The organism is Micromonospora sp. SYSU B005 (assembly GCF_055362685.1).
Map to the genome: position 1 here is coordinate 59,893 of NZ_JAXCFU010000010.1, position 11,873 is coordinate 71,765.

An 11,873-nucleotide genomic window follows, 5' to 3' on the forward strand; every position below is an offset into this window, starting at 1 on the left:
CCGGGGTACAGCAGGCTGTACTTTCCGCCCCCGGCCCTGACGCACGGCGACGGCGGTGACCTATCGTGACGGCCGGGGGTGGGCCGGGGATGGAGTACGTACGCGGGCGGTTCCGTGCCGCGGTGACCGCGCTGGAGCACCTCGTCGGCGGGCTCGGCACCGCCGTGCTGGCGCTCGGCGTGCTGCTCGGGACGCTCGTGGTGGCGGCGGCGTGCGTCGGCGGGGTCGGGCTGCTGCTCGTACCCGGGCTGCTCCAGGCGGTGCGGTCGGTGGCCGACCGGGAACGCGCCCGGCTGTCCCGGTGGGGGCCGCCGATCCCGGCGCCCGGCCCGGCGCCGGCCGGGGTGCGCCCGGCACTGCGCGACCCGGTCGTCCGGCGGGAACTGCGCTGGGTGGCCCTCCACGGAACGCTCGGCTTCGGCGCCGGGCTGATCGCACTCGCACTGCCGATCTACGCCGTGCAGGACATGACGTTCCCGCTCTGGTACCGGCTGGTGCCGCCGGAGGCCGGCGCGCCCGGCCTCGGCTGGTGGCACATCGACGGGCTCGGCGACGCGCTGACGGTCGCCGTGCTCGGGGTCGGCTGGCTGGTCCTCGCGGTCACGACCGGCCCGGCGCTCGCGCGGATCCAGGCCCGGCCGGGCCGTCGGCTGCTGCCCCCGCCGCCCGGGTTCGACCTGTCGTTGCGGGTCGCCGAACTCACCGCCACCCGGGCCGCCGCGCTCGACGCCCACGCGGTGGAGCTGCGCCGGATCGAACGCTCGCTGCACGACGGCACGCAGAACCGGCTGGTCGCGGTGAACGTGCTGCTCGGCGCCGCGCGGCGGGCGGTACGCCGTGACCCGGCCCGCGCCGACGAGATCCTGGAACGCGCGCAGAACGCCGCCGAGCAGGCGCTCGGCGAGCTGCGTACGGTGGTGCGCGGCATCCTGCCGCCGGTGCTCGGCGACCGGGGCCTGGCCGGGGCGCTCGACGGACTCGCCGCGGAGTGCGCGGTGCCGTGCCGCCTGTCGGTGGACGTCGACGTGCGCTGCGCGGCGTCGGTGGAGGCCACCGCGTACTTCGTGGTGGCCGAGGCGCTGACCAACGTGGTCCGGCACAGCGGCGCGAACGGCGTCGAGGTCGTCGTGCGCCGGGAACGGGACCGGCTGCTGGTGACGATTACCGACGACGGGCGCGGGGACGCCGACGAGACGCGCGGCTCCGGGCTGACCGGCATCCGCCGCCGGGTCGAGGCGTACGACGGGCGGATGACGCTGACGAGTCCACCGGGAGGACCGACGAGGATGCACGTGGAGCTGCCATGCGGATCGTGATCGCCGAGGACGACGCGCTGCTGCGCGAAGGGCTGGCGCTGCTGCTGCGCGCCGAGGACCTGGACGTGGTGGCCACCGCCGGCACGCCGGGGGAGTTCCTGACCGCTGTGGACGAGCACCGGCCGGACGTGGCGATCGTCGACGTGCGGATGCCGCCCACGCACACCGACGAGGGCATCGTCGCCGCGGTCGAGGCCCGCCGCCGCCTGCCGGACCTCGCGGTGCTGGTCCTGTCCGCGTACGTCGAGCAGGCGTTCGCCACCGAGCTGTTCTCGGTCGGCGCCTCCGGGCTCGGCTACCTGCTCAAGGAACGGGTGGGCCGGGTCGAGGAGTTCCTCGCCGCGCTGCACCGCGTCGCGGACGGCGGCAGCGTGATCGACCCCGAGGTGGTCGGGCAACTGCTCGCCCGCAACCGGCGGCCGGACACCGCGCTGGCCGAGCTGTCGCCGCGTGAGCACGAGGTGCTGGCGCTGATGGCCGAGGGGCTGGGCAACGGCGCGATCGCGGAACGGCTGTTCGTCACCGAGGGCGCGGTGCACAAGCACATCCGCAGCATCTTCGCGAAGCTGAGCCTGCCGCCGGACGACCGCGCCGACCGCCGGGTCACCGCCGTGCTGCGCTACCTCGACGGCCGGCGGTAGACGTACGCGCGCGCGCCGCCTCGCGGGAGGCGGCGCGCGCGTGCGGTGAACCGGGGATCAGCGGCCGGTGCCGCACAGGGCCGCGTCGACGGTGCTGGTGACCGCCTCCAGCATCTCCAGGCCGGTCGGCAGCGCGGTCACCGCGACCACGGCGCTGCGTCCGTCCGTGGTGGACAGGTTGCGCGTCTCGAAGCCCTGGATGTCGCCGCCGTGCCCCCAGGCGTGGCCGCCGCAGGGCAGCTCGTGCCGGGCGATGCCCAGGCCGTACTCCCACACCCCGGTGGGCTCGAAGTCGGGCGCCGGCACGGTACGCGTCATGGCCGCCTGCTGGGCGGGCTTGAGCAGCTTGCCCGCCAGCAGCGCCTCGAAGAACGTGCGCAGGTCCGACGGCGTCGAGACGAGCTGGCCGGCGGCCCAGCCCAGCGACGGGTCCATCCGGGTCACGTCGACCCACGGCGCGCCGGGCTCCACCGCCACGTATCCGCGCGGCAGCCGGCCGGGCAGGTCCTGCTCACCGGTCTGCGGCCAGTACGTGTCGCGCAGCCGCAGCGGCTCGATGATCCGCCGGGTGATCTCCTCGCCGACCGGGCGTTTGGTGACCCGCTCGACGATCAGCCCGGCCAGGACGAAGTTGGTGTTGCTGTACTCCCACTTCTCGCCCGGCGGGAAGCGCCGGGACTGGGTGAGCGCCTCGTCCACCAGCCGGCGCGGGTCGAAGTAGTCGCTGCGCAGGTCCACCAGGTCCTGCGCCTCGCTGAACACCGCGTCGTCGTAGTCGGGCAGGCCGCTGGTCTGCTGCAGCAACTGGCGTACGGTGATCCGCCGCCCGTCGTTGCCGTTGCCGCGCACCATGCCTGGGAGGTAGCGCTCGACGGTGGCGTCCAGGTCGACGCGGCCCTCGCCGACGAGCTGGAGGACGACCACGGCGGTGAACGTCTTGGTGTTGCTGCCGATCCGCACCCGGGCGTCGCGGGGGATTCCGGCGCCGGTGCGCAGGTCACCGACCCCGGCGGTGTAGTCGCGCACCCGGCCGTCGCGGCGTACGGAGGCCAGCGCCCCGGGGAAGCCGTGCTCGGCGACCATGCCGTCCAGCCGCTGCTGGACCGCGTCGGCGGCCGGACGCCGGGCGTCGGTGGTGGTGGCGGACGCGGCGGGCACACCCAGTGCGGTGACGGTCAGCAGAACCGTGGCGCCGACGGCGACCGGGAAGGTACGGCGGGTCATGGGAACTCCTCGACGGGGTGAACGGGTACGACGTCAAGCCTCGCCAGAACCGGTCCCGCGCTCCATCCCACCAGCTGCCGAAACCGGGGTAGCGCTGGCACTACTTGATCGCTCCCGGCGCCGCCGGTTAGGCTCCGCGCAGCGTCGCGTGCCGGTGGCAGACCGTGTCAGGCATGGAGGCGCCGGATCGAAGGGAGCACGACGATGACACTCGTCGTCCCTTCGCCCTTGCCACGTGGCTGAGGGCGAACAGACCAGGCTGGTGGCCTGGAGCCGGGAGATGCGCGCCGTCCACGAGCGGCTGCGCGAGGCGCTGGCGGTGACCCGGCGGGCGCTCGCCGACGGTGAGCCGGCCCGCCCGGCGACACATGAGCTGCTGTTGTTCTGCCACGGGTTCTGCGCGGCGCTCACCGCGCATCACGAGGGCGAGGACCACAGCCTCTTCCCGGCGATCGCCGCGCGGCATCCGGAGCTGCGCGGCACGCTGGACCGGCTGCGGCAGGACCACTCGATGATCGGGTACCTGCTGACCGGGCTGAGCGCGGCGGTGGCCCGCGACGCCCCGCCCGGGGAACTGGCCCGGCACCTGGAGGGCGTGGCGGCGATCATGGAGTCGCACTTCCGGTACGAGGAACGGCAACTGCTCACCGTGCTGGAGACGCTCTCGCTGGACGCCGACCCGGGCGACGTGTTCGGGCCGTTGTGACCGCCGCCGCGGCCCGGCGGATGCGCACCGACGGGCCGCGACAGTGGCCGGTCAGTTCAGGCCGCAGGTGGCGAACCCGTCCAGGTCCGGCCGCTGCGCGCCGACCCGGTTGAACGCGATCTCGATGCGGTCGAGCGCCGCGACGCGCTTGCTGCGCAGCGGGCCGAGGATGGCGTTGTCGATGAACGCCGGTCCGCCCTCGGGGCGTACCGCGAGGCGGGCCAGGCGGGCGTCGGCCTCGGCGATCTGCTTGTCCAGCGTGGCCAGTTCGGCCCGCACCTGGCCCGCGGCCGCCGCCGGGACGGCGGGCAGCGCCACCCGGGGACAGTTCACGGTCCGCGCCGCGCCGCCGGCGTTGCCGTTCTGGCCGCCCGCGTTGCCGTTCTGACCGTTGCCGTTCTGCCCGCCGGCGTTGCCGTTGCCGTTCTGGCCGGAACCGTTCTGGCCGGCACCGCCGTTTACGGCGCTCGGGACGCCCGGGGCGTTGAGCGAGCAGGCCGCCAACGCGTCCAGGTCCGGCCGCTGCGCGCCGATCCGGTTGAAGGCGATCTCGATGCGGTCGAGCACGGCGACGCGCTTGCTGCGCAGCGGGCCGAGGATGGCGTTGTCGATGAACGCCGGGCCGCCCTCGGGGCGTACCGCCTGCCGGGCCAGCCGCTCGTTCTGCCGGGCGATCTCCTGGTCCAGGTTGGCCAGTTCCTGTTCCACCTGGGCCGACGCCGCAGCGGGGACGGCGGGCAGCTTGTCGCGTACGGTCGGGCAGTTCACGGTCTGCGCGGCGGCGGCGGTGGTGGCCGGGCGGTTGTTCTCGCCCGCCGACGCCAGTTGCAGTCCGCCGGCGAACAACAGCGCCGCGAGGGCGCCCACCCCGCCGAGCTTCAGGACCGCGGTCTTGCGCGTACCCCTGGCCATGCACCTCTCCTCTGGTTGACCGGGAGGACCGGCGCGGCGGGTGCCGCCCCGTCTCCACGGTGCGAAGTGACGACTGGAGGAATCGTGCTCGTGCCCGCTCCGGCATCGCGGTTCCGGCCGATGTTCCGGTCGGCAGTGGATACGGACGGCGCGGCGGGATCGTTCAGCGCGGGCCGAGGTTTGACCACATCGATGTCCATCGTTAGGCTGCGCTGAAAGCGCTTACTGCGCGGGAGACGTGAGCGTTCGTGGCACGGCCGTCCGGGTATCAAGGCCCGTCCCCGACACCGACCGGGCATCGGTGCCGGTGTGGGCACGGCACCACCACCCGCAGGAGACCAGCATGATCAACCGACACCGCCGTACGGTGCTGTGGACGTCCGCCGCGGCGACGGCCGCGCTCGCCGCGTCCGGCCTGGCCGTCGGCGCGACCGCCGCGCAGGCGGCCGCCGGCTGCCGCGTCGACTACGCCGTCACCGCGCAGTGGGGCGGCGGCTTCACCGCCAACGTCAACCTGACGAACCTCGGCGACCCGCTCAACGGCTGGGCCGTCACCTGGACCTTCGCCGCCGGTCAGACCGTCGCCCAGGCCTGGGGCGCCGAGATCACCGCCAGCGGGGCCTCGGTGCGGGCCGCCAACGTCAGCTACAACGGCAGCCTGGGCACCAACGCGAGCACGTCGTTCGGCTTCAACGGCACCTGGAACAACAACAGCAACCCGGTCCCGACCGCGTTCGCCGTCAACGGCGTCACCTGCACCGGCGGGGTCACCCCGACCACCGGTACGCCGACCAGCGCCCCGCCGAGCAGCCCGCCCCCGAGCACCCCGCCGCCGACGACGCCGCCACCGACCACGCCGCCGCCGGCCGGCGGGGCGATCTACGCCGCGCCGAACGGCACCGCCGGCGCGGCCGGCACCCAGGCCAGCCCGACCACGATCGCCGCGGCGATCACCCGCGTCGGCGCCGGTGGCACGATCTACCTGCGCGGCGGCACGTACAACCTGTCCCAGACGGTCACCGTCGCCGCCGGCAACAACGGCACGTCGAGCGCCCGCAAGAACCTGTACGCCTATCCGGGCGAGACGCCGATCCTGAACTTCTCCGCGATGAGCGAGGATCCGGCCAACCGGGGACTGGCGCTGAACGCCTCGTACTGGCACGTGCGCGGGCTCGTGGTGGAGCGGGCCGGTGACAACGGCATCTTCGTCGGCGGCAGCAACAACGTCATCGAGCGGACGGTGACCCGCTTCAACCGCGACACCGGGCTGCAACTGTCCCGGATCGCCTCCAGCACGCCCCGCGACCAGTGGCCGGCGAACAACCTCATGGTCAGCGTGGAGTCGCACGACAACGCCGACTCCGACGGCGAGGACGCCGACGGCTTCGCGGCCAAGCTCACCGTCGGCGGCGGCAACGTCTTCCGGTACGCGGTGTCGCACCACAACATCGACGACGGATGGGACCTCTACACCAAGTCCGACACCGGCGCGATCGGCACGGTGACCATCGAGGACTCGCTCGCCTACAGCAACGGCACGCTGAGCAACGGCACGCAGAACGGCAACGGCGACCGCAACGGCTTCAAGCTCGGCGGCGAGGACATCGCCGTCAACCACACCGTCCGGCGCACCATCGCGTACCGCAACGGCAAGCACGGATTCACCTACAACCGGAACCCGGGCACGATGACGATCTCGAACAACCTGAGCATCGACAACACGGAGCGCAACTTCTCGTTCGACGCCGGCACCTCGGTGTTCCGGAGCAACACGTCCTGCCGCTTCGCCGGCAGCGGCTCCAACGACAAGACGGTCGGCAACGTGGACGGCTCGAACCAGTTCTGGTCCGGCAGCAACGGCTCCCGCTGCGCCACGTACTCCGGTGCCCTGGCCTGGTCCTTCGCCTCCGACGGCCGCCTCACGGTGACCCTCGGCGGCCGCCCGGTCTCGCTCTGACCCCGCCACCCATGCTCGGACGATCATGAGGTTGGCGGCCGGATCGGAGATCGACATCGCCGTCAACCTCATGATCGACCGGGGGAGGGGTGGGGTGGGGGTGGGACGGGGGAGTGAGATCGGACCGAAGGACCGGCTTGACAGGATGATCGAGTCTTAGGTTAGCCTAACCTGCGTGACGAGCGGAACGATGCGGGCCGACGGCCTGCGCGGCAGTGAGCTGCGGCTGGGCTACCACGGCAAGACGGTGGTGCACGACGCCGCCATCACGCTGCGGCCCGCGGCGGTGACCGCGCTGGTCGGCCCCAACGGCAGCGGCAAGTCGACGCTGCTGCGCGGACTGGCCCGCCTGCACCCGCTGGAGCACGGCGAGATCGTGCTCGCCGACGGCACACCGGCCCGGACGCTGTCCGCCCGGGACTTCGCCCGCCGGGTCACGCTGCTCGCGCAGAGCCGGCCCACCCCCAGCGGGGTGACGGTGCGGGACGTGGTCGGGTACGGCCGGCACCCGTACCGGCAGCGGTGGCGCGCGAACGACCTCGACGGACCGGCCGCGATCGACCGCGCCATGCGGGTGACAGGCGTCGACGGCATGGCCGGACGGCCGGTCGACGAGCTCTCCGGCGGCGAGCTGCAACGGGTCTGGCTGGCCACCTGCCTGGCCCAGGACACCGCGATCCTGCTGCTGGACGAGCCGACCACGTTCCTGGACCTGCGCTACCAGGTGGAGATCCTCGACCTGATGCGCGACCTCGCCGACACCGCCGGCGTCGCCGTCGGTGTGGTGCTGCACGACCTCAACCAGGCGGCCGCCGTCGCCGACCAGGTCGTGCTCCTGCACGAAGGCCGGGTACGCGGTACCGGCACCCCGCACGAGGTGTTCACCGAGGCGGCGCTCACCGAGGCGTACGGCATCCGCGTCGAGGTGAGCGTCGACCCGGTCACCAACCTGCTCTCCACACGTCCCGTCGGCCGGCACACGACCCGCGTCTCCGCCTAACCGACTCCTGCACACAGAAGAGAAACCCGATGCTGCGTACCCGAATGACCCTGCTCGTCGCCGCCGCGGCGAGCGCGCTGCTGATCGCCGGCTGCGGCACCACCGAGGAGCCCGCCGCCGCACCGTCCCCCTCCGACGCCGCGTCCACCGGCCCGGTCACCGTCACCGACAGCCGGGGCAAGACCATCACGCTCAAGAGCCCCGCGACAAAGGTCGTCGGCCTGGAGTGGGGCGAGGTGGAGATGCTCGTCGGCCTCGGCGTGATGCCGGTCGGCGTGGCCGACCCCAAGGGGTACGCCACCTGGGTGACCGCCGCCCCGCTCGACGCGAGCGTCAAGGACGTCGGCACCCGGGGTGAGCCGAGCGTCGACTCCATCGTCGCCCTCCAGCCGGACCTCGTGGTGATGGAGGCCGAGCGCGGCTCCGCCGTCGTCACCCAGCTGGAGAAGTACGTCCCGGTGCTGGTCACCAAGGGCAGCGACGCCTCCGACAACATCGGCCGGATGCGCGCGGACCTGAAGATGATCGCCACCGCGACCGGCCGTACCGCCCAGGCGGACAAGCTGCTCGCCGACTTCGACGCCGCGATCGCCGACGGCAAGAAGAAGATCGCCGACGCCGGGGCGGCCGGTAAGCAGTTCGCCATCGCCGACGGCTGGAAGGAAGGCAGCACCGTCTCGATCCGGATGTTCGGCCAGGGCGCGCTCGTCTCCCAGCTCGGCATCCAGCTCGGCCTCAAGAACGCCTGGACCGGCAAGACCGACGAGATGTGGGGCCTGGGCCAGACCGACGTCGAGGGCATGACCGTCCTCAAGGGCCAGGACGTGCACTTCTTCTACAACGCCTCGGACGGCACCGACGTCTTCGCCGACGGCCTCGCCGGCAACGCGATCTGGCGCTCCCTGCCGTTCGTCCAGCAGAACAAGCTGCACAAGATGCCAAACGGCATCTGGACCTTCGGCGGCACGCTGTCCGCCAAGCAGTACATCGACGAGCTGGTCAAGGTCTACACGGCTTGAGCGCGATGACCGCCCCCGCCCCGCCGGGGCCGGCCACCCGGCCGGCCCCGGTCGGGCCGCCGCCCGCCCGGCGCAGCCGGGTGGCCGGCGCGTTCGCCCTCGCCGCCGCGCTGCTCGTCGCGATCACCGCGGTGCACCTCACCCAGGGCACCTCCTCGGTGGGGGCGCTGGACCTGCTCCGGCTGCTCACCGGCGGCGACGACGAGACCGCCCGGGTACTCGTCGCCTCCCGCCTGCCCCGGCTGCTCACCGGCCTGGCCGTCGGCGTCGCGCTGGGCTTCGCCGGCGCGGCGTTGCAGTCGACCACCCGCAACCCGCTCGCCTCGCCGGACACGCTCGCCGTCAACGCGGGCGCCCACCTGGCGATCGTCTCCACCGCCGCGTTCGGGATCGCGCTGCCCGCGCTGCCCGCGGGCGGGCTGGCGTTCTGCGGCGGACTCGCCGCCGCCTCCCTGGTCATGCTGCTCTCGGCCGGCGGTCAGGCCGCCACCACCCGGCTCATCCTCGCCGGCTCGGCCACCGCGATGGCGCTCTCCTCGCTGACCATGCTGCTCATGCTGCTGTTCGAGCAGGCCACCATCGGCCTGTTCGCCTGGGGCAACGGCTCGCTCGTACAGGGCGACCTGGTCGCGTTCACCCAGCTCGCCCCCGTGATCGGGGTCGCCGCGCTGGTGCTCGTGGCCCTCGGGCACCGGCTGGACCTGCTCGCCCTCGGCGACGACACCGCCACCGTGCTCGGGCTCAACGTGCGCCGTACCCGGCTGACTGTCGTGCTGCTGGCGGTGCTGCTCTCCGCCGCAGCGGTCACCCTGGCCGGCCCGATCGGCTTCGTCGGCCTCGGCGCGCCGGTGATCGTCCGCCTGCTCGGCCGGTGGGTGCCCGAGGTGCACCGGCACCGCATCCTGATGCCGCTGTCCGGCATCGTCGGCGTGGTCATCGTGCTCGGCTCCGACGTGCTGCTGCGCGCCGTGCTCGGCGGCCAGGCCGGAGTCGACGTGCCGACCGGCGTGGTGACCACGCTCTTCGGCGCGGTGCTGCTGGTCTGGCTGGCCCGCCGCCACCGCGACGCCGGGCCGACCCGGCAGGCGCCGGGCGGCCACGCCGCCGTCCGCTCCCGCGGCTTCGTCGCCACCGTCGTCACGGTCTGCGCGGTGGTCGTCACCGCCGCGCTGGTGCTCGGCATGCTCGCCGGCGACACGTGGGTGCTGCTCGGCGACATCGTCAACTGGGTGCAGGGCCGCACCGGACCGGCGTACACCTTCGTGCTGGACGCCCGCTGGCCGCGCGTCGCCGCGGCGCTGCTGGCCGGCGCCGCGCTGGCCCTGGCCGGCACCACGGTGCAGGCGGTGTGCCGCAACCCGCTCGCCGAACCGGGCATCCTCGGCATCACCGGCGGCGCCGGCATCGGCGCGGTGTCGCTGCTGACGTTCGCGCCGATGGCCGGCGTGCTCGCCCTGTCCGGCGCTGCCGGTCTCGGCGCGGTCGTCGCGTTCGCGCTGGTCTACGGCCTGGCCCGGCGGCGAGGGCTCAACTCCGACCGGCTGGTGCTGATCGGGTTCGCGGTCTGGCAGGGCGGTACGGCGATCATCACGTTCATCGTGGTGTCGTCCGACCCGTGGAACACCGGCAAGGCGCTGACCTGGCTGTCCGGCTCCACCTACGGGCGTACCGCGCCGCAGGTGCTGCCGGTGGCGATCGCGCTGCTGATCGCGCTGCCGGTGGTCGCCGCGGTGCGCCGCGAGCTGGACCTGCTCGCGCTCGACGACGACACGCCCCGGGTACTCGGCGTCCGGCTGGAACGCGCCCGGCTGGTCGCGCTCGGCCTGGCGGCGCTGCTCACCGCCACCGCCGTGTCGGCGGTCGGCGTGATCGGCTTCGTCGGCCTGGTCGCGCCGCACGCGGCCCGGGCGCTCGTCGGCGGGCGGCACACCCGCGTCCTGCCGGTCGCGGTGCTGCTCGGCGCCACCCTGGTCAGCCTCGCCGACACGCTCGGCCGCAGCGTCATCGCCCCCGCTCAGGTCCCCGCCGGTCTGGTCACCGCCATGATCGGCACCCCGTACTTCGTCTGGTTGCTGTGGCGTTCCCGCGCCGCGGCAGCCGCCCGTTAGCCCGTTCACCGACGCACCCCCCACCGGCCGTGAGAGGAATGACGCATGACCAGCACCCTGGCCGTCGCGCCCTGGCGAGTCTTCACCGTCGAGGTCCGCGCGCTACGCCGGCTCGGCCCGTCCTTCCTTCGGGTGACGCTGACCGGCCCGGACCTGGACCGGTTCGCCGACAACGGGTACGACCAGCGGATCAAGCTGGCCCTGCCGCCGGTCGACGGCGCGCCGGGGGAGCTGCCCGACGGGCCGGACTGGTTCCCGCGGTGGCGTGAGCTGCCGGACGCGTTGCGCAGCCCGATCCGCACGTACACGGTCCGGGCCGTCCGGCCCGAGGCGTACGAGGTGGACGTGGACATGGCGCTGCACGGCGACGGCGGCCCGGCCACCCGGTGGGCCCGGCGGGCCCGCCTCGGCGACCGGATCGCCGTCGTCGGCCCCGACGCCGGGTGGGACGGCCCGCACGGCGGGGTCGAGTTCCAGCCGCCCGCCGGCGCGACGCTGCTGCTCGCAGGCGACGAGACGGCCGCGCCGGCGATCTGCGCGATCCTGGAGCGGCTGCCCGCCGACGCGCGCGGGCACGCGCTGGTGGAGGTGCCGGAGACCGGCGACGAGCTGCCCTGCCTGGCCCCGGCGGGCGTCACCGTGACCTGGCTGCCCCGCGACGGCGCCCCGCACGGCAGCCGGCTCACCCCCGCCGTGACGAGCCTGGCCGGTCGGCTGGTACCGGTACCGGTACCGGTGGCCGCCGCGCCGCTGGCCGAGGTGGACGTGGACCGGGACATCCTGTGGGAGGTGCCGGAGCGGCCCGACGGCGCGGCGCTCTACGCCTGGCTGGCCGGGGAGGCGGCGGTGATCCGCGGCCTGCGGCGGCACCTGGTCACCGAGCGGGGCATGGACCGGCGCGCGGTGGCGTTCATGGGCTACTGGCGGGCCGGTCGCGCGGAGAACTGATCGTCCCCACCACCGACGGAAGCGGGCTGGCGCATGGCGCCG

General features: G+C 73.9%; 10 protein-coding genes. 8 read left to right on the forward strand and 2 right to left on the reverse strand.

Going from position 1 to position 11,873, the window contains the following annotated elements; genetic code table 11:
- The first annotated feature begins 89 nt into the window (after positions 1-89).
- The gene (locus tag SM452_RS22100; protein WP_463840589.1) at positions 90-1,316 is read left to right on the forward strand and encodes a sensor histidine kinase; all 1,227 of its coding nucleotides are present in this window, start codon (positions 90-92) and stop codon (positions 1,314-1,316) included.
- Positions 1,304-1,957, forward strand: coding sequence for a response regulator transcription factor (locus SM452_RS22105; protein WP_357209673.1), 654 nt, complete (start codon positions 1,304-1,306; stop codon positions 1,955-1,957). Before SM452_RS22100 ends, SM452_RS22105 begins: the two co-directional genes overlap by 13 nt.
- Positions 1,958-2,014: 57 nt before the next feature.
- On the opposite strand, the gene SM452_RS22110 is transcribed toward SM452_RS22105, so the two are convergent.
- The gene (locus SM452_RS22110) at positions 2,015-3,181 is read right to left on the reverse strand and encodes a serine hydrolase domain-containing protein (protein WP_463840590.1); all 1,167 of its coding nucleotides are present in this window, start codon (positions 3,179-3,181) and stop codon (positions 2,015-2,017) included.
- 235 nt (positions 3,182-3,416) lie between these two features.
- On the opposite strand from SM452_RS22110, the gene SM452_RS22115 reads away from it, so the two are divergent.
- Positions 3,417-3,887, forward strand: a complete 471-nt coding sequence (locus tag SM452_RS22115; protein ID WP_262014233.1) for a hemerythrin domain-containing protein — start codon at positions 3,417-3,419, stop codon at positions 3,885-3,887.
- Positions 3,888-3,938: 51 nt separating this feature from the next.
- Here SM452_RS22115 and SM452_RS22120 read toward each other — a convergent pair whose 3' ends face one another.
- The gene (locus tag SM452_RS22120) at positions 3,939-4,799 is read right to left on the reverse strand and encodes a hypothetical protein (RefSeq protein WP_355513090.1); all 861 of its coding nucleotides are present in this window, start codon (positions 4,797-4,799) and stop codon (positions 3,939-3,941) included.
- A 343-nt stretch (positions 4,800-5,142) separates the two neighbouring features.
- Here SM452_RS22120 and SM452_RS22125 point away from each other — a divergent pair, with 343 nt between their 5' ends.
- The 5 genes from SM452_RS22125 to SM452_RS22145 all read left to right on the forward strand — a co-directional run bounded on the left by SM452_RS22125 (position 5,143) and on the right by SM452_RS22145 (position 11,831).
- Positions 5,143-6,756, forward strand: a complete 1,614-nt coding sequence (locus SM452_RS22125) for a cellulose-binding domain-containing protein (protein WP_262014235.1) — start codon at positions 5,143-5,145, stop codon at positions 6,754-6,756.
- Between the two features lie 190 nt (positions 6,757-6,946).
- Entirely contained in the window at positions 6,947-7,756 is an 810-nt protein-coding gene (locus SM452_RS22130; RefSeq protein ID WP_194800125.1) for an ABC transporter ATP-binding protein, read from the forward strand.
- Positions 7,757-7,785: 29 nt separating this feature from the next.
- Positions 7,786-8,775, forward strand: coding sequence for an ABC transporter substrate-binding protein (locus tag SM452_RS22135; protein WP_262014236.1), 990 nt, complete (start codon positions 7,786-7,788; stop codon positions 8,773-8,775).
- 5 nt (positions 8,776-8,780) lie between these two features.
- The gene (locus tag SM452_RS22140) at positions 8,781-10,883 is read left to right on the forward strand and encodes an iron ABC transporter permease (protein ID WP_262014304.1); all 2,103 of its coding nucleotides are present in this window, start codon (positions 8,781-8,783) and stop codon (positions 10,881-10,883) included.
- A 45-nt stretch (positions 10,884-10,928) separates the two neighbouring features.
- Positions 10,929-11,831: a siderophore-interacting protein gene (locus SM452_RS22145; RefSeq protein ID WP_463840591.1), complete on the forward strand. Its 903-nt coding sequence runs from the start codon at positions 10,929-10,931 to the stop codon at positions 11,829-11,831.
- The last annotated feature ends 42 nt before the right edge of the window (positions 11,832-11,873 follow it).